The sequence below is a fragment of the Candidatus Legionella polyplacis genome (assembly GCF_002776555.1).
GTDB classification, from domain to species: Bacteria; Pseudomonadota; Gammaproteobacteria; order Legionellales; family Legionellaceae; genus Legionella_E; species Legionella_E polyplacis.
The window spans coordinates 447,426-474,124 of sequence record NZ_CP021497.1; the positions used below are offsets into that span (position 1 = coordinate 447,426).

The window sequence follows — 26,699 nt, forward strand, 5'->3', positions numbered from 1 at the left end:
TTTTGTTAAATAAGTGTATGAAATATTTTTAATAAATTTTAGTTTAATTTTTATTTTATAAGGAGAAATATGAATTTAGGTATACGTGAATTATTAGAAGCTGGAGTACATTTTGGACATCGTACTAGATTTTGGAATCCAAAAATGTCTCCTTATATTTTTGGATCTAAAGATAAAATTCATATAATTAATTTAGAAAAGACTTTAATTAAATTAAAAGAAGCTGCGAATTATGTTAGTACATTAGTGATGCATAAAGCAAAAATTCTTTATGTAGGAACAAAAAGAGCAGCTCAAAAAAGTATTTTTGAAAATGCAAATCGATGTAAAATGCCTTACGTTAATCATAGATGGTTGGGTGGCATGTTAACTAATTGGAAAACAGTTCGACAATCTATATTTAGATTAAAAGAGTTAAGAGAAATGAGGAGTAAAGGTATTTTAGATACAATGATTAAAAAAGAAGCTTTAATTTTATTAAGAGAGTTTAATAAATTAGATAGAAGTTTAGGTGGAATTGAGAATATGGAAAGCTTGCCAGATGCTATTTTTATAATAGATATTGGTTTCGAGCATATTGCAGTTAAAGAAGCATGTCGTTTAAAAATACCTATAATAGGAGTGGTAGATACAAATAATAATCCTGATTATGTCAATTATATTATTCCTGGAAATGATGATTCTATGAAAGCCATTGATATTTATGTTAGTTTTATTACTAATGCTATTGTTTCTGAACAAAAGAAAAATTTTGTGGAGAAAGATAAATCTAATTCTTCGTTATTATTATCAAATTCTAGAAAATAACATTTAAGTGTTATATATAACATTATTAATCATAAAGTTTGATATTTTTATTTTTATTTTAAAGTATTTGGAGGTTTTATGGATTTAGATCATGTTAATTTGGTTAAAAAATTGAGGGAATATACAGGAATTAGTATAATGGAATGTAAAAAGTTTCTTATAGAATCTAAATGGGATTTTAAAAAAGCTATAAATAATATTTATAAGTATAGTGAAAATAAAGTTATTAATAAATCTATAAAAAAAACTAAGGAAGGTGTTATTGTTATTAGTAGATCAGAAGATTGTAAAAGTGCAGTAATATTGGAAGTTAATTCTGAAACTGATTTTGTAATAAGAAATGCTTATTTTATGCATTTTGTTATGAAGGTTGCAGATACAGCGTTATTTATTCCAAAAGTATTTAGTGTAATGGATTTAAACAGTGAAAATTTATTAGGTGAATCTATAACAGTGGAGCAAGGTAAAAAAAATCTTATTTTAAAATTAGGAGAAAATATTGAGTTAAATCGTTTGAATAAGATTGTATGTAAGAGTTCTGATCATAGAATTGGATATTATTTACATGGTTTTCGTATTGGTGTTTTAGTTCATTTAAATGGTGGAGATGATTTGATAGCCAAAAATATAGCTATGCATATAGCAGCATGTAATCCTATGGTAATTAGTAAAGATCAGTTTTCTGTTAAAATGATTTCTAAAAAACGTAAGTTGTTTTTAGAACAATCTAAAAAACATGATAAAAATAAATCGGATGATATATATAATAAAATAGTTAGTGGAAAGCTTAATAAGTTTATTAGGGATAATTCGTTATTAGAACAAGTTTATATAAAAGATAATAATTTAAAAGTTAATGATTATTTAAGGGAAAATCATGTTACTGTATTATCTTTTATAAGATTTGAAGTTGGAAATTATGGATTTATGTAAATTTTAATTTTAGATGATTTAGAATAAATTTATTTCTATTTTAGGAGTTTTATATTTAATTGATGGTGATAAAAAAAAATTATGTGCTCAAATATAAAAGAGTTTTATTAAAGTATAGCGGAAAAGCATTATTAGGTAAGAATAGTTTTGGTATAGATTTCAATGCGGTTAATTTTATAAGAGATTCTGTTGTAGGTTTAATTAATATGGGAATTGAAGTTGGTTTAATGATGGGTGGAGGAAATTTTTTTAGAGGATCAGAATTGAGTTGCATTGGTTTTGATCGTATTACAGGAGATCATATTGGTATGCTATCTACTGTATTAAATGCATTAGCTATTCATGGGTCTTTTAAGAAGATTAATGTTCCTTCTTTTTTAATGTCATCTATACCTATTATGGGTATAACTAATTTTTATGATCAAAATCAAGCAATTAATTATTTAAATAAAAAATATGTTGTAATTTTTACGGCAGGGCTTGGCAATCCATTTTTTACTACAGATTCTGCTGCATGTTTAAGGGCTATTGAAGTTAATGCCGATATAATGTTGAAAGCAACAATTGTTGATGGAATTTATTCAGATGATCCTATAAAAAATTCAGAGGCTGTTTTTTATAAATTTTTAACATATGATAAGATCTTAAAAGATAAATTAAAAATTATGGACACTACTGCTATTTACTTATGTCAAAAATATGATATGCCTTTTCAGGTTTTTAAATTTTCAGATTTTGATATTTTAAAAAAAATTGTACTTGGAGAGCAAGTTGGTACCATCGTAAGTGGTGATTAAAATATGATTATCAATAATATTAAGTCTGATATTATTTGTAAAATGAATAGAATTTTAATTTCTATGCAAGATAGTTTAAAAAAGAATACAATGATTCGTATCAATAGTACTTTATTAAGTAATATTGTTGTTAATTATAATTGTAATAAATTCTTTTTAAAAAAGATTGCTAATATCAGTATTTTAGATTTTAGAACGTTAATTGTGAAGCCTTGGGATAAAAGTTTAGTTAATTTTATTAAAAAATCTATTTTAGATTCCAATTTAGAATTATCTGTAATTGTAAAAAATGGAGATATTTATGTTTATAGTCCATTGTTAACTGAAGAAAGAAGAAAAAAGATAATGATTCATATAAAATCAATAGGAGAGGAGGCAAAAATTTCTATTAGGAATGTTCGTCGTGATATAAATAATTTTTGTAAAACATTAAGTAAATTAAAGAAAATTTCTAAGGATGAGGAACGTTGTTTAGTTAAAAATGTTGTTCAAAAGTTTACTGATTTATATGTATCTAAAGTTAATAAATTAGTTGAAGACAAAAAGAACGAGATTTTAGCTTTTAGAAAGTAAAATTTTTATTTTTATATCTTATTTGTTTATGGGTTAATTTTTTAAAACTTTGTTTAGATTATTTACCTTTATGGGCCTACTAGGATTTGAACCTAGGACCAACGGATTATGAGTCCGCTGCTCTAACCTCTGAGCTATAGGCCCGAAAAATACAATAGTATAGGATACTATTTTATATAAATTAATGAAGAAAGTATATATTTTTTTAGTTAATTTAAAATACAATAAAAAGTATTGATAAAATATTTTATTTTAAAGTAAAAAATTGAGGTTAAATTTTATCATTTTCAAGAAAACTACGTAATTTTTCTGATCTAGATGGATGTCTTAATTTTCGTAAGGCTTTTGCTTCTATTTGTCTAATGCGTTCTCTTGTAACTTCAAATTGTTTTCCAACCTCTTCTAAAGTATGGTCTGTATTCATTTCTATACCAAATCTCATTTTTAATACTTTAGATTCTCTAGGAGTTAAAGTAGATAATATATTTATTGTGGCTTCTCTTAATCCATCTATTGTAGCTTTATCTGATGGAGATTCTATATTATTATCTACTATAAAATCTCCTAGATGTGATTCCTCATCGTCTCCTATTGGAGTTTCCATAGAAATTGGTTCTTTTGCTATTTTTAGTATTTTTCGTATTTTTTCTTCATTTATATCCATTTTTTTTGATAATTCTTCTGGTGTAGCTTCTTTTCCTGTTTCTTGAAGAATTTGTCTAGATATTCTATTAAGTTTATTTATTGTTTCTATCATGTGTACGGGAATTCGTATAGTTCTGGCTTGATCAGCTATAGATCTAGTAATTGCTTGTCTAATCCACCATGTAGCGTATGTAGAAAATTTATAACCTCTTCTATACTCAAATTTATCTACAGCCTTCATCAAACCTATATTTCCTTCTTGAATTAAATCTAAAAATTGTAAACCTCTGTTAGTATATTTTTTAGCAATAGAAATTACTAAACGTAAATTTGCTTCTACCATTTCTTTTTTAGCTTTTTTTGCTTTAGTTTCACCTAATGAAATTTTATTATTTATGTCTTTTATTTCGTTAATTGTAAGTCCATGTAATTTTTCAAGATTAATTAAATGATTTTGAAGAAATTTTATTTTTTCACTGTATTTTGATATTAATTTTAAATCTAATTTTTTAGAATGTGTGTTTATTAATGTATTAATCCAAGTTAAGTTTGTTTCTTCACCTAAAAAAGTATTTATAAATATTTTTTTAGGTATTTTTGCTTTATAAATACATAAGTGCATGATGTTTTTTTCATATTTTTTAATATTGTTTTTAAGTTTTTTAAAATATTGTGTTAAACGATCTACTTGTCTTGTTGTTAGTTTAAATTTTAGGAACCAATTTGACATTGTTTTTATTGAAGATAGAGATTTTTTAGATGTATTTCCGTATTTTTTCAGTGTTTTTATTACATGATTAAATTTTTTTCTCAGTTTATTAAAATATATTTTAGCTTGTTTAGGATTTAATTCTTCTTCCTCTTCTGAATTAATATTATTTTTTACATTATTGTTTTCTGTTGTTTCTTCAGGATTTTGTATTAGAATAAGATCGTTTTGAGGTATGTTATCTATAACTATTTTTTTTATATTAGTGATATTTGATTCTTTTGTTGTTTTTGTATCTAAAAAACCATTTATAAGATCATTTAATTTTATTTCTTCAGATAGAACTTTATCATAATCTATTAATAGTAGTTCTATTGTTTTAGGATAATTTGCTAGTGATTTTAAAATTTGATTTATTCCATCTTCAATTCGTTTGGCTATTTCAATTTCTCCTTGCCGTGTTAATAATTCTACACTTCCCATTTCTCTCATATACATTCTAATTGGATCTGTTGTTCTTCCTGTTTCTGTATCAACTGATGCAATAGCGGCTGCTACTTCTTCTACATCTTCTGGTATTTCTTCTGTTGTTCCTAGTAAAGCAAGTTCATTTTCATTTGGAGATATTTCAAAAACTTTGATATTCATTGATTCTAGCATGTTTATGATGACATCAAAGTGTTCTGGGTCAATAATATTTGGTAGAAAATCATTAATTTGAGAATAAGTAAGATAATTTTGTTCTTTTCCTAATTTAATTACTTTAGTGATTTGAGAATGTTGTTCTTGGTCATTTTTCATAATTTGAAGTATTTTAATAAAATATCGTTTTTAGAATAAAAAAATAATTTGATTATAAACTAGTCGTAATTAGTTGCCAATATTTATATCATTAATAATTTTTAATTTTCTTTGAGTTTTATGTTTTTTTATAATCATATTTTGTAAAAGTGTTCTTTCTGTTTGAGTAAGTTCTTTATTTCGTGATTTTTTAATTAATTTTTCTATTTTAGTTTCTAATTTTTTTTTTTTTAAAATTGCAATGTAATTTTTAATTTTTTGTGAAAAGTTATTCTTTAATGATTCATGTTTCCATGATGCTAATTTAATAAAATATTTAAATAATGAGGTATTTCTCCATTTTTCTAGTAATAATGCGGTATTAATTTTAGGATTTTCATGTATTTGTTTTATAATAATTTTTATTATTGTATTATTATCGGTTAATGAATTTAAGTTTATATTATATTTAGAAATAATTTCTGGATATTGAATCAATAAAGAAATGATATTTAATGTAGGATTTTTTGATTTAATAAAGTTATTTTTTTTATTGTATATATTGATTATTTTGTTATTGTGATTATTGATTAAATATTCTAATCTATTAAAGTCAATTCCTATTTTTTTAGATATTTCTTTTAATAATAACTCTTTATATATTACATCTTGTATTTTTAATATATATGGTTTGATTGCATGTATAAATTTATGTTTCTCTATGATTGAATTTATACTAAAATATTTATAAAAATTTTCTAAAAGATAAATATCTAATGATTTAGAGTTATTTATATAATGAATAAATTTTTTTTTTCCTTCTTTTTGAATAATTTCGTCTGGATCTTGATTGTTTGGTAATGAAGCAAAATAAATATGTAATTCTTTATTTATATGTGATAAACAAATTTTCATTGCATTCCATGATGCTTTTTTTCCTGGTAGATCTCCATCAAAACAAAAGATTATTTTTTTTGTATATTTTTTTAATATTTCTATATGTTTATTTGTTATTGATGTTCCTAATACAGCAACTGTATTTTTAATTTTATTTTGAAATAGAGTGATAACATCAATATATCCTTCCACTATAAGGATAGAATTAATTTTAGTTTGTGTTATTTGATATAATCCATAAAGCTCAAAGCTTTTTTTAAAGAAAGTTGTTTCTGGTGAGTTAATATATTTTGGATTTTGTTTTTTTTCTAAAGCTCTTCCTCCGAAACCTATAACTTTTCCGCAATGGTTGTGTATAGGAAATATAATCCTATTTTGATATCGATCATAGATTTTTTTATTTTTTTTTATAATCATTCCTGTACTGATTAAATCCTTTTGATAAGTTTTGAAGTTATCTATAAGTGTATGAAATCCTTTTGGAGCATATCCTAATTGGTAATATTTTATTGTTTCTATTTTTATATTTCTATTTTTTAAATATTTTATTGCGTTTTTTCCTTTTTTTTCTAATATATTTTGATAAAAAGAATTTATTTTTTCTAGTAAATTATATGTATTTGTAAAATAATAATTTTTATTTTTATTTGGTACGAAATTTACTTTTGTATTAATTTTAGAAATTAGTATTTTAACAGAGTCAGAAAAATTTTTATTAAAATAATTCATAATAAAGTTAATTGCGTTTCCACCTTTTCCACATCCGAAACAATAAAAAAATTGTTTTTTTGTTTCAATTTTAAAAGATGGAGTTTTTTCTTTATGAAACGGACAGTATGCAGTAAAATTATTTCCTATTTTTTTTAAATTTAGGTAATCATTAATTATTTGAACTATATCTATTTGTTTTAATACTATGCTAGCTATGGATTGTGAATCTGTTGGGAACATTATTTTTAGATTGTTCTTTATAAATTTTATTTTTTTAAAATTGAACTTTGTATTATTATTTTTTTAAATAAATTTTATTGATTAAATAACAATAATTATATTAATTTTTTAATATTCTAAATTTTTTAAGTTCATTAAATATTTATTCAATTATGTGATAATTGTGAAAATATAATGTTAATTAGAATGTTTTTTAATATTTTTAACTATTGAAATATTTTATTTTTTTATATTTTTTTATTTTTCTATTATGTTTACTATTTTTTTTAGATTTTTTTGTAAAGAATTCTTCTCTGGTAAGTTTTTTAAAATGTCTTTTTATAGCGGCTGCTTGTTTTCTTTTTCGTTCTGTTGTTGGTTTTTCATAAAATTCTCTTTTACTTAATTCGTTTAAAATTCCAGATTTTTCACATAATCGTTTAAAGCGTCTTAGAGCATATTCCAAGTTTTCTCCATCTTTTATACGAATTGTTGGCATTTATTCTCCTAAAAAAATATGGTTGACATATTTTAATTTTATAAGATGTATTTGTCAAATTTTATTTTTTATTATAGATTATAAAAATAATAGCAATAATCATTATTATTTAATATAAATGCGAGTATTAGGGATAGAGTCATCTTGTGATGAAATGGGTATGGCAATTTATGATTCTGAATATGGATTGCTTTCTCATGTATTATATTCACAAATTAAGTTGCATAGTATTTATGGAGGGATAGTTCCAGAATTAGCATCTCGTGATCATATAAAACGTTTGATACCATTAATGGATGAAGTTTTATTGAAAGCAAAATTAAAAATAACCGATATTGATGCTATAGCATATACTGCTGGTCCTGGTTTGGTTGGTTCTTTATTAGTAGGAGCTTGTTTTGCAAAGAGTTTAGCTTATTCATTGAATAAACCTTCTTTAGCAATTAATCATTTAGAAGCACATTTATTATCGGTTAAACTTGATTATCCAAATCTTGATTTTCCGTTTTTAGGATTATTAGTATCTGGTGGTCATACTCAATTGATTGAAGTATATTCATTAGGTAATTATTGTTTATTAGGAAATACATTAGATGATTCTGTTGGAGAAGTTTTTGATAAAATAGCTAGAATGATGGGTATTATGTATCCAGGTGGTTCTGTTTTAGCTGAAATTGCGGATTCTTTTAACAAAGATAGAGATATTATTAGAGATAATGATTTATTTTTTAAAAAGTTTCCTAGGCCAATGATTTATAAGTCTGGATTAGATTTTAGTTTTAGTGGATTAAAAACGTATGCAGTTAAAGTTTGGAATAAAAGTGATAAGGATGAAAAAGCAAAAAAAAATATAGCTAAATTATTTCAAGATGCTGTTATAGATACGATTGTTATTAAATGCAAAAGAGCTATAAAAAAAACTTTAAATAGTAAATTAGTTGTTGTAGGAGGTGTAAGTGCCAACAGAGCGCTCAGAGAGGCATTGACAATATTAATGAAAAAATTAAATGGTGATGTATTTTTTCCTAGATTAGAGTATTGTACAGATAATGGTGCTATGGTTGCTTATATAGGATGTCAGTATTTTTTGAAAGGAATCCATGATTGTGATCTTTCTATATCAGTTAATCCTAGATGGTCTATTTTGAATAGTTGTTGTATATAAAAAATAAATAATTATTATATATTGATAATATAAAAAATATATTTTACCGAGAACGGGATTTGAACCCGTAAAGTTATTAATAACTACTAGATTTTGAGTCTAGCGCGTTTTCCAGTTTCGCCATCTCGGTTTTAATTTTTTATTTTTATTATTCTTACGTTTTGTTTTTATTGATATATATATTTTATGTATTTTTATTAAAATTTTTATAGAAATTTCTTGATAATATTTTAGATAATCCAATATATTTTTCCGGATTTAGTTTGTTTAATTTATTTTTTATTTTAATTGGTAGATTTAAATTTTGAATAATTTTTTTTATATTGTTTTTATCAATTGTTTTTCCTCTCGTTGTTTTTTTTATTTTTTCGTAAGCGTTTGGTATTTTATATTTTCTCATTACAGTTTGTATTGCTTCAGACATTATTTTCCAATTATTGTTTAAATCTTTTTTTATTATACTACGGTTGATTAAAATTTTTTTATTTCCTTTAATGATTGATTTATAAGCAATTATTGTATGAGAAAAAGGAACTCCTATATTTCGTAATACTGTAGATCCTGATAAATCACGTTGTAACCTTGATTTTGTTAGTTTATTTGCAAAGTATGTAAATAACGCATTAGATAAACTGAGATTTCCTTCTGCATTTTCAAATTCTATTGGATTATTTTTATGTGGCATTGTAGAAGAACCTGTTTCTTTTGAAAAGATTTTTAAGGAAAAATAGTTTATTGATACGTAATACCATATATCTCTTGTATAATCAAGTAAGATATTGTTGATTCGTGTCATTAGATGGCATAGTTCTGCTATGTTATCATGTGGTTCTATTTGTGTTGTATAATTATTAAATGGGAGTTTAAACGAATTAATAAATTTTTTGCAATGTTTTATCCAGTTTATTTTGGGAAAGGCAATAATATGTGCATTGTAATTTCCTACAGCTCCATTAAATTTTGCTGACAAATATATTTTAGATAATTGATTTTTTTGGTATTCTAGTCTAGATAAGAATACTACCATCTCTTTTCCTATTGTTGTTGTTGATGCTGGTTGCCCATGTGTTCTAGATAGCATTGGTATATTGTCGTATTTTTTTGCTAATGTTACTATACTGTCAATAGTTTTAGATAAGACAGGTTGTATAACATATTGTATAGCATCTTTTATCATTATTGTATAGGAAAGATTGTTTATATCTTCTGATGTGCATGCAAAATGGATATACGGTGTATATTGTTGTAATACTTTAGATTTCTTAAATTTATCTATTAAATAGTATTCTATTGCTTTTACATCATGATTTGTTTTTTTTTCATAATTTTTTATTTTTTTTGCTTCAGATTCATTAAAATTACTTAGTATTTTTTTTAGATATTTTTGTTCTTTGTCATTTAATTTATTTAAATTTTTAATTTTTTTGTTGTTTATTAAGGATTTTAACCAGTAAATTTCTATTTTTAATCTATGATATATTAGAGAGAACTCGCTAAAATAAGTTTTTAGTATTTTTGTTTTTTTTGAATATCTACCGTCTATTGGGGATATAGAATGTAAATTGAATGATTTCATTATTTATTCTAATTTTTATTAGGTTAGAATAATTTATAATTATAAATTATTTTTTAATAAAAATTAAATATATTAGTGTTGATTAACAATTTTATTAATATTTAAAATCTTTATTTTTATGTTTTTTTACTTATCAGAATATGATAATTTATAATTTTACATAAAATAATAGTGTTTTTATATTTCTTATGTTTTGTATTGTTTTTGCAGGAGGAGGCAGTGCTGGGCATATTTTTCCAAATATAGCAATTATAGAATCATTAAAAAATGATAGTAATTGTAAAATACATTATTTTGGTTTAGATAAAAAAATGGATAAATATTTGATGTCATTCTTTCCATTTGTTTCGTATCATTATGTAGTAAGTGGAAAATTAAGACGTTATTTTAGTTGGAAAAATTTTATAGATATAATAAAAGTTTTATTTGGAATAATTCAAACGTTTTTTAAATTTAGAAAAATGAAAGTTAATATTGTTTTTTCAAAAGGTGGTTTTGCTTCTTTTCCTGTAATTATTGCAGCATGGTTAAATAATATTCCTGTAATTTTACATGAGTCTGATATAACTTTAGGTTTATCTAATCGGCTAAGTTTGCCTTTTGTAACATCTGTATGTTTATCAATGAATTTAAAAAAGAAATATTTATTTTTAAAAAATAAAAAAATATTTATTACGGGTATTCCTATTAGATCTTCTATATTTCGTGGATTAAAATCTAAAGGTTTATCTTTTTGTGGCTTTAATGATAGTATTCCTTGTATATTAATAGTTGGTGGAAGTCAGGGTTCTTTAATTTTAAATTCTATTATAAGAAAATCATTACATTTATTTTGTGTAAAATATCAAATAATTCATTTATGTGGATTTAATAATTTAGATTTATCTTTTTTTTATAGGAAAAATTATTTTCAAATTGAGTTTGCTAATGAAATTTTTTCGGATTTACTAGCAGCAAGTGATATTGTGATATCAAGAGCTGGTGCGAATATTATTTATGAAATTCTTTCTCTAGGTAAACCAAATATTTTAATACCATTATCTAAAAATGCTAGTCGTGGAGAACAAATTGACAATGCTTTTTATTTTAAAAAAAAAGGAGTTAGTGTAGTTTTAGATGAAGATACTGTAACTGCAGAAAGTCTTTTATTGTGGGTTAATAGATTATATGTAAAACGAAAAGATATTAAAAAGAAGATAAAGTCTTTATTTATTAATTCTTCTGTTGAAAAAATAATAAATATTATTAAAAATGAAATAAAATAAAATATTATTTATAATTTGTGAAAAAAAATTAAATTTTGTTTTTTTATTTTAAAACAATTTTATAGACTAATTATTGATATTATTTTACAATTTTTATTGTTTTATACAAATATTAAATATGAAAGTGATATATATTAATATATTGATTATACATTATATATTTATATGTATAAGGGATATATAAAAAGAATATTGGAATTATTCTAATATGTCTATTGATTCAATTTAAAAAAAAATAAATGTAGGTCTCATAAAAGGTTTTAAAAATATTTTTTTGGTGATATTATCTTAAGTATTTCGAATTATTATTTATCAGATATTTTTTAATTTTGCTTATTTATAGGTAAGCATAGAGTTTATTATGTTAAGGAAGTTAAGAGGTATTTTTTCTAATGATTTATCAATTGATTTAGGAACTGCTAATACTTTAATTTATGTTAAAGGAAAAGGCATAGTTTTAAATGAACCTTCAGTAGTAGCGTTGAGAATTAAAGATGGACAGAAAAGAATTGCTGCTGTTGGAGTGTCAGCAAAGTCTATGTTAGGAAGAACTCCAAGTAATATTATTGCAATAAGACCAATGAAAGATGGTGTAATTGCTGATTTTTTTGTAACAGAAAAAATGTTACAACATTTCATTAATAAAATCCATGAAAATAAGTTTATTAGGCCTAGTCCTAGAGTTCTTGTATGTGTTCCTTGTGGATCTACTCAAGTTGAACGAAGGGCTATTCGTGAATCTGCTATTGGTGCTGGGGCTAGAGAAGTTTTTCTTATTGAAGAGCCTATGGCTGCAGCATTAGGCTCTGGAATGCCGGTGGATGAGGCTAATGGATCTATGGTAGTAGATATTGGTGGGGGTACAACAGAGGTAGCAATTATTTCTTTAAATGGAATTGTGTATCATAATTCAGTTAGGATTGGTGGTGATAAGTTTGATGATTCTATTATTTCATATGTTCGTAGGAATTACGGTACATTAATTGGAGAAACTATGGCTGAAAAGATAAAACATGAAATTGGTTTAGCTTTTCCAAATAGAGATATTTTAGAAATTAGTGTGAGAGGTAGAAATTTAACAGAGGGTATTCCTTGTTCTTTTATATTGAATAGTAGTGAAATATTTGATGCTTTACGAGAACCAATTTTAGGAATTGTTAGAGCAGTTAGATCGGTTCTTGAATCTACACCTCCTGAATTAGCTGGGGATATAGCTGAATATGGAATGGTTTTAACTGGTGGTGGTGCTTTATTAAAAAACATAGATATTTTATTGATGGAAGAAACTGGAATACCAGTTTCTATAGCGGAAGATCCTTTAACCTGTGTAGTACGTGGAGGTGGAAAAGTATTGGAAACAATGGATTTTTATGAAAATTATTTTCTTTCAATTGAATAATTAGAGATATAGATTATGGCAAAAAAAAATCTAAGATGTGTTTTATTTTTTTTATTATTTTCTTTTATTCTAATGGTATGTGATTTTTATTATAGTTTTTTAGGTATATTAAGAAATAATATATTAATGTTGGTTTATCCAATTCAATTTATTATTAATGGTTTTATTAAAGCTTTTCAATTAGTATATTTTTTTTTTATTAGTAAATTTTATTTTATAAAAGAAATTAGAAAATTAAATTATGAAATTTTTTTTCTTAAGATAAGATTGCATCGATTAAATTTTATTGAAAGAGAAAATTTAGAGTTACGTAAATTGTTATTTGCATCTATTAGAAAGTCAATAAAGACAATAGTAGCAGATGTTATATTTACGAGTATTAATAGTGCAAAGCAAATAATGGTTTTGAATAAAGGAATAAATGATGGTGTTTATATTGGACAAACTGTTTTAGATTCAAAAGGTTTTGTTGGAAAAATAATTGATGTAGGAAGAAATACAAGTACTGTACTTTTGATTATTGATTCTAAGAGTTCATTTTTAGCTAAGGATATTAGGAATGGTAATTATTTTATTTTAAAGGGTAATAATTCTAATAATTTATTATTAATAAATGCATATGGTAAATCTTCTGTTTATAAAGGTGATGTTCTAGTTACATCTGGATTAGGATGTACATATCCAGAAGGATATCCAATTGGATATATTACAAATATAAAAAATGTTACTGGAAATTTTTTTTTAAAAGTAATAGTAAAACCATTTTCTTCATTAAATAAAGATCATTTAGTATTATTATTATTATCTCATAGAGAGGAAGTAAAATGTATTAATCAGATTACTAGACGTATGAATATTACATACTAATTAAATAGTATTTTTAATATGAAATGTTTTCGTATATATTTTGTTATATTTATAGCATTTATCTTAAATATTTACTTTTTTTCAAGTTTTTTTATAGAAATTAAACCTTTTTTGTTTTTGATATTAATCTTATATTTTCAATTTTATTTTTCTTATATTGTTAATCCTTTTTTTATATTTTGTATTGGAGTTATATTGGATGTGTTATCTTGTACAGTATTAGGGCAAAATAGTTTTTCTTTAAATTTAACTATATTTTTTTTAAGGGATAAAATTAAGTTTTTTAATTTTCTTTCTTTTATACAAAAATTATTTATAATAGGATATTCATGTTGTTTATATCAGGTTAGTATGTGTTTTATCAATATTTTATTTGGTTATTATTGTATGAAGTTAATGATTTTAATTGTGAATGTATTGTTAAGTATTATTTTATGGCCTTTTGTATATTATTTAATGAATAAGATTTTATTTTAATTTTTTATAAATATTATCTTAATAGAATTAAATTATTAATAATAAATTAAAGTAACAATAATTATTATATAATTTTTTTTTAGTAAGAGTTTATTTTTAATAATAGATATTTTATACTTTGTAGATGAAATTTATATATTTTATGTTTAATTTTAAATAAGATATTTTGAATATATTAACAAAATCATTAAATATGATATAAATATAGGAGAGGAAATTTGAGTTATATTTGTATACCAACTGATGGAGAGTTTATTACTGTTAGCAATAATGGCGTATTAAATGTACCTTATAATCCAATTATTCCATTTATTGAAGGTGATGGTATTGGGAAAGATATAACGGAATCAATGTTGTATGTTGTCAATTGTGCAGTGCAGAAAGCTTATGGAAATAAGAAAAGAATTGTTTGGTTAGAGGTTTATGTTGGGGATAAAGCACAAAAGATGTATGGATTTGGTGAGTTTCTTCCAGAAGAAACTTTAGATATAATGAGAAAGGCTTTGATTTCAATAAAAGGTCCATTAACTACACCTGTTGGTGGTGGTATACGTTCGTTAAATGTAAAGATTCGTCAATTGTTAGATTTATATGTTTGTTGTAGGCCTATGCGTTATTTTTATGGAGTTCCTACTCCTGTTAAAGAACCTTGGAAAGTTAATATGGTAGTTTTAAGGGAAAATTCAGAAGATATTTATTCTGGTATTGAATGGAAGGCAAATTCAGTAGGTGCGAAAAAAGTTATAGATTTTTTATGTAAAAATATGGGAGTTAGAAATATAAGATTTTCTAATTCGTGTGGAGTTGGAATAAAATTAGTTTCTGAAGAAGGTACTAAACGATTGATTAAATTTGCTATTCAATATGCGATTAATAATAATTATGGTTCAGTAACATTGGTTCATAAAGGTAATATTATGAAATTTACTGAGGGAGCATTTAGAGAATGGGGTTATGATGTTGTATATAAGTGTTTTAATGGAATTCCACATTCAAATGGTGTATGGGCGCAACTAATAAATCCTAAAAATAAAATGAATATTATAGTAAAAGACATAATGGCAGATGCTTTTTTTCAACAAATTTTATTGAAACCAGAAGATTATGGGGTAATTGCTACTCTTAATTTGAATGGAGATTATATTTCAGATGCTTTGGCTGCTCAGATTGGTGGAATTGGAATATCACCAGGGGCTAATATGGGAAATAATATTGCTTTGTTTGAAGCTACGCACGGTAGTGCTCCTAAATATGCCAATTTAAATATTGCAAATCCTAGTTCATTAATTTTATCTGCAGAAATGTTATTAAGACATATTGGATGGTATCAGGCTGCTGATTATATTATGGATGGAATAAAAAAAACTATTAAGAGTAAATTTGTTACTAGTGATTTTTATAAAAAAATGAAAGATGCGGTTTGTTTAGGTACTATGGAATTTTCTAAAAAAATAGTAGAGAATATGTAGAATTTATTTTTCATAATATATGAATAATTAAGTTTTGATTATTATTGGAAATTTTTTATTTAAATTTATAAAGTATTTTGCTTTATAAGCATATAATGGGGTGTAAATTTTGTGTTAATATAGATTGATTTTATATTTTAATAATATATTGGTAACTAGTAATTAGATATGAGATTAAGTGTTTAATTTTATATATTAAAGTTATTAAGATTTTATAAATAATAATTTTTATAATTGTTTTTATTATTTTTTTAGTTTTTTTTGTTATGTATGATGGTTGTTATAAATATTTTGTTATTATTTGAATTAAATATATATATTTTAAGTTGTTGTATTATCTATATTTTATATGGAGAATTAAGTATGTTAATTTTGACTAGACGTCTTGGTGAAACATTAATGATTGGTGATGAAGTTAATATTACTGTATTAGGAGTTAAAGGTAATCAAGTTAGATTAGGAATTAATGCTCCTAAGAATGTTTCTGTTCATAGAGAAGAGATATATTTACGTATTCAAAAAGAAAAAAAAGAAAATAGTAACAAAGAATTAGATAATGAAAATAAATAAACAGTTATCGGTTTTATTAAAAAAAGGTAATGGAAAGGAAAATTTTTATTGTGTTTTATTTTTTTCTTTTAAAGATTATGTTTTTAGAATAGTAATATTTATTAATTTTACGAGAGTAAATTATAGATCCTGATGCAATATTGATAATTTTCTTATTCATTTTTAATATAAGATGACCATTGTTATTTATTCCTTTATATATTCCAAATAAACTTTTTTTTGATTGAGATATTCCAATATACTTTCCAAGTAAAAAATCAAATTTTTTCCATTTATTTAAAAACGAATGAAATCCTGTTTTTAAGAACAGTTTTAAATTATTGTTTAATGAACATAATAAGTTAGCAATTAAATAATTACGATTATATTTTTTTTTTATTATTTCATGTAGGGAGCAAAAAAACTTTTTTTTTGATGAATATTTATAAGGATTCAAGTTTATATTTAGTCCTATTCCTATGATAATTTTTTGTAAATTATTACATTTAATATTATTTTCTATTAGAATGCCTCCCATTTTTTTATTTTTCCAAAAAATGTCATTTGGCCATTTAATTTTTAAATTTTGTTTAATATTTCTAAATTTTAGACTGTCTATTATAGATAGTCCAACTATTAAGCTTAGTCCAGGTAGTAAAGATGATTTACATCTTAAATTCCATTTACTGGAAAGATAAATATTTTTTCCAAAAGGGGAAATCCATTTTTTATTATTTTTACCTTTTCCATTTGTTTGTTGTTCTGAACAGCAAATTTCTAGTATTGGTTTATAGGGTAATTTTTTAAGAAATTGGTTTGTTGATTTTATAGATTTAAAAACATATAAGTTAAATTTTTTTTTAAAGTTTTTTTTATTTAATAGGTTGGAAATAATTTTTTTATTTATGTAAGACATTAAATAGTTTTAATAAATTTTATTTAGTTTAATAAAAGATTGCAATTAAAAAATTGTTTCTTTTATTATATAAAAATTATTTTTGATTATGTATACAGATATCTTACATATAGATTGTTAATTATTAATTTGATAAAAGTATTCATAAAAGTTTTGCGGATATATTGTTCTATATCGAATTGTTTTAATATTTTGAGAATAACAAATAGATGCATTATATAGTTTTTTTGGTGAGAAAGATATTATATTCCAAAGTTGGTTATTTTTTAATTTTAATGTTATTTTAAGGTTATTAATAAGATTTTCAATAGTCCAAGAATGTGGATATGGTATAGGAAAAGTTATTTTTAAACCAAATGTTTTTATAAATGCTTCTTTTTGTGTCCATATTTTATAAAATATGGTAGGTTTTAATTTTTCAGATATTTGATTAAATATAGTTAATTCTTTAAAATTAAGGATTTTTTTTATAATTTTGTTAAAATTTCTTTTAAAAAAAAATTCAATATCAATACCTATTGGGTATTTTTTTCCAATAGCTAACAATGATATTTTGTAAGAATGACTTAAATTAAATTCTAATTGAATATGTTTATAGTTAATAAAGGGTTTTCCGTTTTTATTAAAATTTAGTTTTAATTTGTGAATATTTTGTTTTAAATAATGACTTAATATTATTTTTAATAAAGCGCGATTTATTATAAATTTATGTTTATGATAGTCAAAATTAAATTTTGATGCTTTTAAAATTTCTTGTGAGCTAAGAAAATTTTTTGCTAGTTTAATTGGAATAATGTTATAAGAGAATTCCCATATATCAATTTGATCTGTTTTTAATTTAAAATTATTTAATATATTATTTTTTGTTTTTAAAAAAAGATTATATGACATAATATATTATATATTTTTATAAGTTTTTATTTATTTTTTGATAGATAATATTTTAAATAAATATCTATGAATAGAAATTTTTTAGATTTTGAATCTCCTATAGAAGAATTATATCAAAAAATCAAAGCGTTATATGTTATGATTTGTGATGATAATAAGAAATATATTAATAAAAAAATTAATTATCTTGAATCTAAATATTATATTTTAATAAAAAAAATTTTTTCAAAATTAGATCCTTGGAAAATTGTTCAAATTGCTAGACATCCATTAAGGCCTCAAACAAGTGATTATATATATAATATTTTTACTGATTTTCAAGAGTTGCATGGAGATAGATATTATTCATCTGCTCCGGCAATAATCGGGGGTTTAGCTAAGTTAGGTAATGATTCGGTTATGTTAATAGGTCATCAAAAAGGAAAACATACAAAAGAAAAGATATATCGTAACTTTGGAATGGCTAGACCAGAGGAATATAGGAAAGCATTGCGTTTAATGAAATTAGCAGAAAAATTTGAATTACCTGTTTTTACTTTTATTGATACTCCAGGAGCATATCCAGGAGTTGTTGCAGAAAGATACAATCAATCTAGAGCAATTGCTGAGAATTTATTAGGAATGTCAAATTTAAAAACAAGAATTATTTGTACAATTATTGGGGAAGCTGGTTCTGGTGGAGCTTTAGCTATTGGTATAGGGGATAGGATTTTAATGTTAGAATATAGTATTTATTCTATTATTTCACCAGAAGGATGTGCTTCTATTTTATGGAAAGATGTAAATAAATCTAATGAAGCTGCATGCGCTATGGGTATTACTTCTAAAGATATTTTTAAATTAAAATTGATTGACAGGATTATTAAAGAACCTTTAGGTGGAGCTCATAGATGTACTTATGAAATGTTTTTATATTTGAAAAGTGTTTTTTTAAAAGAACTAAAGATTCTTAAATCATTTTCTTTAGATGAGATTTTAAAGAATCGTTATAGAAAATTTATTAGGATGGGGGTTAAAAATTAATTCTTTGTTAAATTCTTATTGGTTATCTTATTTAAAAAAATATGATAGATTATTTGTAGGTTTTAGTGGAGGATTAGATTCAACTGTATTGTTATATTCTTTATTTACAGAAGAATATTTCAGATCTAAATTAGTTGCATTACATATTAATCATAATTTAAGTGATCGTTCTTATTTTTGGCAAGATCATTGTAAAAAATTTTGTCATAGTAGAAAAATTTTATTTATTTCTAAAAATATTTATTTTACTAAACTTTCTAATATTGAATATATGGCAAGAAGAATTAGATATAGTATTTATTTAAGTTTGCTTGGAAAGAATGATGCAATTTTATTAGGTCATCATAAAAATGATCAGATTGAAACTCTGTTATTACATTTATTTAGAGGATCTGGTGTTTATGGTTTATCTGCTATGCATTCTGTAAGATCTTTAAAATTTGGATATGTAGTTAGACCTTTTTTAGAATATGAATCTTACATATTAAAACAATACGCTAATAAAAATAATTTGAATTGGGTTGATGATGATAGTAATCATAATAATATTTTTTCAAGAAATTTTTTAAGAAATAAAGTTATTCCATTGATTACTTTACATTGGCCTGGTATTGTTAATAATTTATCTAGATTAGCATCCAATTGTTTGGATGCTAGTAATAATTTATTTGACTTGGCTAAAATTGATTGTCCTGAAATTTTAAATTCTAAATATAAAAATTTTGCTTCTATACCAATAGAAAATTTATTAAAATTAAGTATAGAACGTATAAAAAATGTTTTGTATTTTTGGTTTAAAAATCTAGGTGTTTTTATTCCTAATTCAAAAATTTTTAATATTATAGCAATTAATATTAAAAGTTCAAAAAAAATTATTAATGTGAAGGTAAGTTGGAAAAATATTTGTATAAGATATTATAAAGAGAATTTATATATTTTATTTAATGGATTTGATTGTTGTTATAATTTAAATACAATATTATATTGGGTTGATTTTCCGAATCCTTTATTTTTAGGTGAAAATTTAGGTACTTTAAGTGTAATACATACTAGATATGGATTGTTTATACCTAAAGGTAGCAAAATTTTCATTAAATTTCGTTCTGGTGGGGAATGTATTAGATGGAAAAAACAAAATAAAATGTTAAAAAAATTATTTCAATATTGGAATGTGCCACCTTGGTTAAGGTCTAGGATTCCTCTTTTATATGTTGATAATGAACTAGCATGTGTTATTGGATATGCAATTAGTGATTATTTTTATTGTGTTTCTAAAAAAAATTCTTCTTATTGGTTTAAATTGAGTTAATTGAATTAAAAATTTATATTTGTTGATATAAAAAATTTTGAGTTATTTTTTTTATAAGTAGAATTGTTATTTTATAATTTAAATACTTATTATTTTTAATAACTTAATTTTAAGTTTTATGTAATAAATTAATAGATTTTATATAAGGTTATAATAAGTTTATTATACGAGTTTAATATATGTTAATAGATAAATAGATTTATGAATAAATTTTTGATATACTTAATATTAAGTATAATACATAGGTTTATTTATGATATTAAAAAAGTATTTTCTTAATAAGAAAAATAAATATTTAGCATCATGGTTAGTTTGTTTATCTTCTGGATTATTTTTTTGTTATGAATTTTTTCAATTTAATATTTTTGATGTAATTAATGAATTTTTACGTAGTGATTTTAAAATTAATTCGGAACAATTAAGTTGGATGTCTAGCATGTATTTATGGGCGGATGTATTATTTTTAATACCTGCTGGAATTATTTTAGATTATTTTTCAGTTCGTAAAATTATTTTGATTACTATGTTAATTTGTATTTTTGGTATTTTTGGTTTTTCAATTTCTCATTCATTTGTTGTTGCTTCTGTTTTTTATTTTATTTCTGGTATAGGCAATGCTTTTTGTTTTTTGTCTTGTGTTATTTTAATTTCTAGATGGTTTCCTACACATAGGAGAGCATTGATTATTGGTATTGTTATTATGATGGCTTTTATTGGTGGAATGGTATCGCATATTCTTTTAACATGGTTAAATAATTTTTTTAATTGGAGATTTTCATTATATATAGATGTAGTGATGGGTTTATTTTTATTTTTTTGGTTATATTTTACAATTCAAGATTTTCCGAAATTATCAAATATTTATAGGAATAAGAATATATTGGATAAATATAAATTATTTATATGTTTTTTAAGTGTTTTAAAGAACAGACAAAATTGGTTAGTTGGATTATATACATCTTTATTAAATTTACCATTGGTGGTTTTGTGTGCTTTATGGGGTGGTACATATTTGCAGTACACTTATCATTTATCTAAATTAGAGTCTGTTAAAGTAATTAATATGATATATATGGGAAGTGTATTTGGTTCTCCATTAATGGGATGGATTTCAGATTTTTATAAACGTAGAAAACCATTAATGTTTTTGGGAGCTATGATGAATATCATAGTGTTGATTCCATTATGCATGAAGTATTTGTTTGTATCAAAATTTTTATTATTTATATTATTTTTTTTAATAGGTTTTTTTGCAAGCTCTCAGGTTATTAGTTGTCCATTAATTTCTGAAAGTAATTCTAATTTAAATACTGGAGCGGCTACAAGCATTGCTTCTGTTATAATTATGGGTGGTGGAGCTATAGGACAGGTATTATTTGGTTATTTAGTACAAATTCATTCAAATTGTTATATTAAATGTTGTTTAAATTATGATTTTATTTATGCGATGAGAATTTTCCCTATATCTTTAATAATTGCGTTATTTGTAGTTTTTTTTATAAAAGAGACTTATTGTAAGTCTTTAGTAGATTAAATAAGTTTATAGGAATATAAAAATATGTTTAAGGTGGTAAAAAAAAATGTAAATTCTTATTTTAGTGGAAAATTAAGTTTAATTTTATTTCCATGGTTTATTTGTATATGTGGTTCTTTATTTTTTTTCTATGAGCTTATACAGGGTAATATGTTTTCTTCAATTGCAGATAATGTTATGAGAGATTTTTGTATTCATGCAGATAAAATGACTTATCTTTCTAGTATATATTATGTATCTAATGTATGTTTTTTGCCTTTTGCAGGTGGTATATTAAATAAATATTCAGTTAAAAAAATTATTCTGTTATCTATGTTAATTTGTATAATTAGTATTTTTTGTTTTTCTTGTACTAAATCTTTTTATTTAGCTTTAATTTGTAGATTTTTAATGGGAATTGGAAGTGCTTTTTGTTTTTTAAGTCCTATACGTCTTGCGTCAAATTGGATTGTTTCAAATAGAATGGCTTTGGCTACAGGATTTATTGTTACTGTTGGAATGGTTGGTGGTATATTTTCTCAATATCCGTTAACAAAATTAGTGATTAGATTTGGATGGAGAAATACTTTGTTAATTGTAGCTTGGTTTGGTGTATTTATATTATTAATTATGTATTTAGGCATTATTGATAGAAAAGATATTAAAAATGGTTTTAGAAAAAATAATGTTTCTTTTTTTTATACTTTAAAAAAAGTATATTGTAATTTTTATATTTTAAGGGCTGCTTTATATACTAGTTTAATGAATATGGTTGTCGCTATATTTGGAGCAATGATTGGAACTATTTATTTAATGCAAAGGATGAATGTTATTAAAGAGGTTGCTTCTGGTATTAATACTATGTTGTTTTTAGGTATTATTTTTGGTAGTCCAGTTATAGGTTGGATATCAGATATGTTAAAACTTCGTATTATAGTTATGAGAATTTGTGCTGTATTGTCTTTTATAGTTTCTTTATTTATTTTATTTTATCCTGTTTCATTGTTTGAAATGAAATTATTATTTTTTTTATTAGGTTTTTTTACTGCATCACAAATTATAAGTTATGCTTTCGTATCTGAATTATGTGATTTAGAAATTTCTACTATGTCAGTTAGTGTAGTTTCTACCATTACTCAAGGTAGTTATGTTATATATCAAAATATATTTAGTTTTTTATTAATGCATTATCAAAAAATAAGATGTTTGAAATCTACGTTTTTTTATTCTATAGAAGATTATCGTTATGCAGTTTTAATTATTCCTTTTGGAATAATTATGGCTTTTTTTATTTTGTTTGGTTTAAAAGATGTTAATTATAATTTGTTAGAGGAGAGATAACATGTTTTTAAGAAGAGTATGTTTATTATTATTAGATTCTTTAGGTATAGGGGAAAGTTTAGATGCCAATAAGTATAATGATCAAGGTTCTAATACTTTTGGGAATATTCATATAGCTTGTTCTAGTGGAAAAGCAGATCTTTTAGGTGTTAGAAGTGGTAAATTAAATATACCAAATTTATCAAAATTAGGGATATATCATGCTGCTGTTGCAAGTTCTGGAATAGATTTAATAGATTTATCTACATTAAATAAACCATTAGGATATTATGGATATGCTGTTGAAAAAAGTTTTGGAAAGGATACTCCTAGTGGGCATTGGGAAATAACAGGAGTTCCAACTATTTCTCCATGGGGATATTTTCCAAATACTATTCCTTGTTTTCCTAAAGATTTAATTAGTGATTTTATCAAACATGGTAATTTACCTGGGGTTTTAGGTCAGAAACATTCTTCTGGCACTGAAATTATAAAAGAGTTTGGTGAAGAGCATTTGCGTACAGGAAAACCTATTATTTATACATCTGATGATAGTATATTTCAAATTGCTGCTCATGAGGATATTTTTAATATAAAACAGCTTTATGATATTTGTAAAATTGCAAAAATATTAGTGGATAAATATAATATTAGTAGAGTAGTTGCTAGACCATTTTCTGGGAATCCTGGTTCATTTTTTAGAACGGAAAATCGTCGTGATTATATTAGTGAACCACCTGAATCTACATTGTTAGACGTTTTAAAAGCAGAGAATAGGGAGGTTATTGCTATTGGAAAAGTTGGTGATATTTATTCTAATCGTGGATGTACTAAAATAATTAAGAAAAAAAATGATATGATGTTATTTGATGCTACTTTAAATGCTATTAAATCAGCATCTTATGGAAGTTTGATATTTACTAATTTTGTTGATTTTGATTCTGTTTATGGTCATAGAAGAAATGTTGCTGGTTATGCAAATGCATTGGAATTATTTGATTCTAGATTGCCAGAGTTATTTTCTGTATTACGTGAAGATGATCTGGTGTTTATTGTATCTGATCATGGTTGTGATCCTACATTTTCTGGATTTGGTCATACTAGGGAGCATATTCCGATATTAGGTTTTGGGCCAAGAATATCAAGCAATTTTATTGGTCGTCGTGATACATTTGCAGATATTGGTCAAAGTATAGCAGAGTATTTAAATGTTGGTCCATTAATGCATGGTATATCATTTATTTAATAAGTTTTATTTGGTTGATAGATTATAAGTTTTTTAAGGTTGAATGATGTTATATTGATATGATAGTATCAGCATGTTGTTTAATGTTTTTATTATTAATTGGTACGGTATTTTAATGATTTTAAGATTATTTTAGAATTAGGTTTTATAGAAAAAATTTTTTATTTATGAGGTTGATAATTTGGATCAGTATTATGGAACAACTATTTTATCGGTTAGAAAAGATAATATAGTAGTAATTGGTGGTGATGGTCAAGTAACAATGGGTAATATTGTTATGAAAGCTAATGCACGAAAAGTAAGAAGATTGTATCAAGATAAAGTAATAGCTGGATTTGCTGGTGCTACAGCTGATGCTTTTACTTTATTTGAAAGATTTGAAAGAAAGCTTGAAATGCATCAAGGACATTTATTAAGAGCTGCTGTAGAATTAACAAAAGATTGGCGTACTGATAAAATACTTAGACGTTTGGAGGCTATTCTTACTGTTTCTGATAAAGAATTATCTTTAATTGTTACCGGAAATGGTGATGTTATTGAACCAGATAATGGTATAATTGCTATTGGATCTGGAGGTCCATTTGCACAGGCTTCTGCTTATGCTTTGTTAGAAAATACAAATTTATCTGCTCGTAGTATAGTAGAAAAAAGTTTGTTGATTGCTAGTAATATATGTATTTATACCAATGAAAATTTGACTATTGAAGAGTTAAGTGATTGATTATTATGAATAATGATATGATAAATGAAAGAATTATGACACCTAAAGAGATTGTTCAAGAATTAGATAAATATATTATAGGACAGGATGAAGCTAAGCGTTCCGTAGCTCTTGCATTAAGAAATCGGTGGCGTCGTATGCAAATTTCAGATTTAACATTACGCAATGAAATTATGCCTAAAAATATTTTAATGATAGGTCCAACTGGTGTTGGAAAGACAGAAATTGCTAGACGTTTGGCTAAATTGGCAAAAGCACCTTTTATAAAGGTAGAAGCAAGTAAATTTACTGAGGTAGGATATGTTGGGAGAGATGTAGATTCTATTATTCGTGATTTAGCTATTATTGCTTTTAAACAAGAAAGAGAAATAGCTATGAAGAAGGTTGAACATTTAGCTAGAATTGCTGCTGAAGAAAGAATTTTAGATGTTTTGTTGCCACCAGCTAGAGGAGATAAGAAAAACAGTGTTAGTAATGTTGATGTGGAAAATTCTTCTATATCGCCATCAAGTAATGAAAAGGAATCTACAACTCGTAAAATCTTTAGAGATAAATTAAGAGAAGGAAAATTAAATAAAAATGAGATAGAAATTGAATTATCTGTTTCAAATGTTGGTATAGAAATTATGGCTCCTCCTGGAATGGAGGAAATGACGAATCAATTACAATCTATATTTCAGCAAATTGGAAGTACACGTACTAAATCTAGGAAGTTGTTAATTTCTAAGGCCATGGAGTTATTAAGAGAAGAAGAAGCTTCTAAATTAGTTAATGAAGAAGATATTAAGAGTCGTGTAATAGAAAGTGTGGAGCAGAATGGAATTGTGTTCATAGATGAAATAGATAAAGTAGCTAAAAGAATTGATCATTCTAGCAGTGGTAGTGATATCTCTAGAGAAGGTGTTCAACGAGATTTATTGCCTTTATTAGAAGGAACTACAGTTTCTACAAAATATGGAATGATTAGATCTGATCATATATTATTTATTGCATCAGGAGCATTTCATATATCAAAGCCTTCGGATCTTATAGCAGAATTACAAGGAAGATTGCCAATTAGAGTTGAGTTAAAAGCTTTAAGTATAAAAGATTTTGAAAAGATATTAATAGAACCAAATTGCTCTTTAACTGAACAATATGTAGCTTTGATGGCTACTGAAGGATTAAAGTTGGTTTTTAAATCTTCTGGAATTCGTCAAATTGCAGAAGTTGCATGGAAAGTTAATGAATGTACTGAAAATATTGGTGCTCGTAGATTATATACAGTAATGGAACGTTTATTAGAAGTTATTTCTTTTGAGGCTAGCGATAAATCTGGAGAAACTATTTATATAGATTCAGAGTATGTAGGAAAGTATTTAGGAAAATTGATTGAAAATTATGATTTAGCTAGATATATACTTTAAAAGTAGTAGATTGTTTT

The 26,699-nt window shown here is 24.0% G+C and carries 24 protein-coding genes and 2 tRNA genes; 18 read left to right on the forward strand and 8 right to left on the reverse strand.

Features of this window, described 5'->3' with window-relative positions:
• Positions 1-69: 69 nt before the first annotated feature.
• From rpsB to CCU22_RS02225, 4 genes are all read left to right on the forward strand, one after another.
• Positions 70-807, forward strand: coding sequence for a 30S ribosomal protein S2 (rpsB, locus tag CCU22_RS02210; RefSeq protein ID WP_100114951.1), 738 nt, complete (start codon positions 70-72; stop codon positions 805-807).
• Positions 808-885: 78 nt separating this feature from the next.
• Positions 886-1,740: a translation elongation factor Ts gene (gene tsf / locus CCU22_RS02215; protein WP_100114952.1), complete on the forward strand. Its 855-nt coding sequence runs from the start codon at positions 886-888 to the stop codon at positions 1,738-1,740.
• Between the two features lie 62 nt (positions 1,741-1,802).
• The gene (gene pyrH, locus CCU22_RS02220; protein WP_100114953.1) at positions 1,803-2,537 is read left to right on the forward strand and encodes a UMP kinase; all 735 of its coding nucleotides are present in this window, start codon (positions 1,803-1,805) and stop codon (positions 2,535-2,537) included.
• 3 nt (positions 2,538-2,540) lie between these two features.
• On the forward strand, positions 2,541-3,110 hold the full coding sequence (locus tag CCU22_RS02225; protein ID WP_100114954.1) for a ribosome-recycling factor: 570 nt from the start codon (positions 2,541-2,543) through the stop codon (positions 3,108-3,110).
• Positions 3,111-3,181: 71 nt separating this feature from the next.
• Here the strand turns inward: CCU22_RS02225 and CCU22_RS02230 are convergent.
• From CCU22_RS02230 to rpsU, 4 genes are all read right to left on the reverse strand, one after another.
• Positions 3,182-3,254: transfer RNA gene (locus CCU22_RS02230), tRNA-Ile, on the reverse strand.
• A 127-nt stretch (positions 3,255-3,381) separates the two neighbouring features.
• Positions 3,382-5,268, reverse strand: a complete 1,887-nt coding sequence (gene rpoD / locus CCU22_RS02235) for an RNA polymerase sigma factor RpoD (protein ID WP_267889912.1) — start codon at positions 5,266-5,268, stop codon at positions 3,382-3,384.
• A 66-nt stretch (positions 5,269-5,334) separates the two neighbouring features.
• On the reverse strand, positions 5,335-7,092 hold the full coding sequence (gene dnaG, locus CCU22_RS02240) for a DNA primase (protein WP_100114956.1): 1,758 nt from the start codon (positions 7,090-7,092) through the stop codon (positions 5,335-5,337).
• Between the two features lie 202 nt (positions 7,093-7,294).
• Positions 7,295-7,570, reverse strand: a complete 276-nt coding sequence (gene rpsU, locus CCU22_RS02245; protein WP_100114957.1) for a 30S ribosomal protein S21 — start codon at positions 7,568-7,570, stop codon at positions 7,295-7,297.
• Between the two features lie 118 nt (positions 7,571-7,688).
• Here rpsU and tsaD point away from each other — a divergent pair, with 118 nt between their 5' ends.
• Entirely contained in the window at positions 7,689-8,735 is a 1,047-nt protein-coding gene (gene tsaD / locus CCU22_RS02250; RefSeq protein ID WP_100114958.1) for a tRNA (adenosine(37)-N6)-threonylcarbamoyltransferase complex transferase subunit TsaD, read from the forward strand.
• A 44-nt stretch (positions 8,736-8,779) separates the two neighbouring features.
• On the opposite strand, the gene CCU22_RS02255 is transcribed toward tsaD, so the two are convergent.
• Both CCU22_RS02255 and purB read right to left on the reverse strand, forming a co-directional pair.
• Positions 8,780-8,865 (reverse strand) — tRNA-Leu (locus CCU22_RS02255).
• A gap of 54 nt (positions 8,866-8,919) precedes the next feature.
• The gene (purB, locus tag CCU22_RS02260; RefSeq protein WP_100114959.1) at positions 8,920-10,311 is read right to left on the reverse strand and encodes an adenylosuccinate lyase; all 1,392 of its coding nucleotides are present in this window, start codon (positions 10,309-10,311) and stop codon (positions 8,920-8,922) included.
• A gap of 188 nt (positions 10,312-10,499) precedes the next feature.
• Here purB and CCU22_RS02265 point away from each other — a divergent pair, with 188 nt between their 5' ends.
• From CCU22_RS02265 to csrA, 6 genes are all read left to right on the forward strand, one after another.
• Positions 10,500-11,576: a UDP-N-acetylglucosamine--N-acetylmuramyl-(pentapeptide) pyrophosphoryl-undecaprenol N-acetylglucosamine transferase gene (locus tag CCU22_RS02265; protein WP_100114960.1), complete on the forward strand. Its 1,077-nt coding sequence runs from the start codon at positions 10,500-10,502 to the stop codon at positions 11,574-11,576.
• 361 nt (positions 11,577-11,937) lie between these two features.
• Positions 11,938-12,975, forward strand: coding sequence for a rod shape-determining protein (locus CCU22_RS02270; protein WP_100114961.1), 1,038 nt, complete (start codon positions 11,938-11,940; stop codon positions 12,973-12,975).
• A gap of 15 nt (positions 12,976-12,990) precedes the next feature.
• Positions 12,991-13,842 (forward strand): rod shape-determining protein MreC, encoded by an 852-nt coding sequence (gene mreC / locus CCU22_RS02275; protein ID WP_100114962.1) that lies wholly within the window; start codon positions 12,991-12,993, stop codon positions 13,840-13,842.
• Positions 13,843-13,860: 18 nt separating this feature from the next.
• A complete protein-coding gene (mreD, locus tag CCU22_RS02280) occupies positions 13,861-14,319 on the forward strand; it encodes a rod shape-determining protein MreD (protein ID WP_100114963.1) in 459 nt (152 codons plus the stop codon).
• Positions 14,320-14,537: 218 nt separating this feature from the next.
• Complete coding sequence (icd, locus tag CCU22_RS02285) at positions 14,538-15,788, forward strand: NADP-dependent isocitrate dehydrogenase (RefSeq protein WP_100114964.1); 1,251 nt, start codon at positions 14,538-14,540, stop codon at positions 15,786-15,788.
• A gap of 363 nt (positions 15,789-16,151) precedes the next feature.
• On the forward strand, positions 16,152-16,358 hold the full coding sequence (gene csrA / locus CCU22_RS02290; RefSeq protein WP_100115046.1) for a carbon storage regulator CsrA: 207 nt from the start codon (positions 16,152-16,154) through the stop codon (positions 16,356-16,358).
• A gap of 55 nt (positions 16,359-16,413) precedes the next feature.
• Here csrA and CCU22_RS02295 read toward each other — a convergent pair whose 3' ends face one another.
• Both CCU22_RS02295 and CCU22_RS02300 read right to left on the reverse strand, forming a co-directional pair.
• Entirely contained in the window at positions 16,414-17,253 is an 840-nt protein-coding gene (locus tag CCU22_RS02295; RefSeq protein WP_100114965.1) for a biotin--[acetyl-CoA-carboxylase] ligase, read from the reverse strand.
• Between the two features lie 117 nt (positions 17,254-17,370).
• Positions 17,371-18,144: a 4'-phosphopantetheinyl transferase family protein gene (locus CCU22_RS02300; RefSeq protein ID WP_100114966.1), complete on the reverse strand. Its 774-nt coding sequence runs from the start codon at positions 18,142-18,144 to the stop codon at positions 17,371-17,373.
• Positions 18,145-18,210: 66 nt separating this feature from the next.
• Between CCU22_RS02300 and CCU22_RS02305 the strand changes: the two genes are divergently transcribed.
• The 7 genes from CCU22_RS02305 (at position 18,211) to hslU (ending at position 26,682) form a co-directional block, all read left to right on the forward strand.
• Positions 18,211-19,167: an acetyl-CoA carboxylase carboxyltransferase subunit alpha gene (locus CCU22_RS02305; RefSeq protein ID WP_100114967.1), complete on the forward strand. Its 957-nt coding sequence runs from the start codon at positions 18,211-18,213 to the stop codon at positions 19,165-19,167.
• Between the two features lie 4 nt (positions 19,168-19,171).
• Positions 19,172-20,476 (forward strand): tRNA lysidine(34) synthetase TilS, encoded by a 1,305-nt coding sequence (tilS, locus tag CCU22_RS02310; protein WP_100114968.1) that lies wholly within the window; start codon positions 19,172-19,174, stop codon positions 20,474-20,476.
• Positions 20,477-20,729: 253 nt separating this feature from the next.
• On the forward strand, positions 20,730-22,010 hold the full coding sequence (locus CCU22_RS02315; RefSeq protein ID WP_100114969.1) for an MFS transporter: 1,281 nt from the start codon (positions 20,730-20,732) through the stop codon (positions 22,008-22,010).
• Between the two features lie 24 nt (positions 22,011-22,034).
• Positions 22,035-23,330 (forward strand): MFS transporter, encoded by a 1,296-nt coding sequence (locus CCU22_RS02320; RefSeq protein ID WP_100114970.1) that lies wholly within the window; start codon positions 22,035-22,037, stop codon positions 23,328-23,330.
• Position 23,331: 1 nt separating this feature from the next.
• Entirely contained in the window at positions 23,332-24,555 is a 1,224-nt protein-coding gene (locus tag CCU22_RS02325) for a phosphopentomutase (RefSeq protein WP_100114971.1), read from the forward strand.
• A gap of 181 nt (positions 24,556-24,736) precedes the next feature.
• Positions 24,737-25,276, forward strand: coding sequence for an ATP-dependent protease subunit HslV (hslV, locus tag CCU22_RS02330; RefSeq protein ID WP_100114972.1), 540 nt, complete (start codon positions 24,737-24,739; stop codon positions 25,274-25,276).
• A gap of 5 nt (positions 25,277-25,281) precedes the next feature.
• Complete coding sequence (gene hslU, locus CCU22_RS02335) at positions 25,282-26,682, forward strand: ATP-dependent protease ATPase subunit HslU (RefSeq protein WP_233485104.1); 1,401 nt, start codon at positions 25,282-25,284, stop codon at positions 26,680-26,682.
• Positions 26,683-26,699 lie beyond the last annotated feature (17 nt).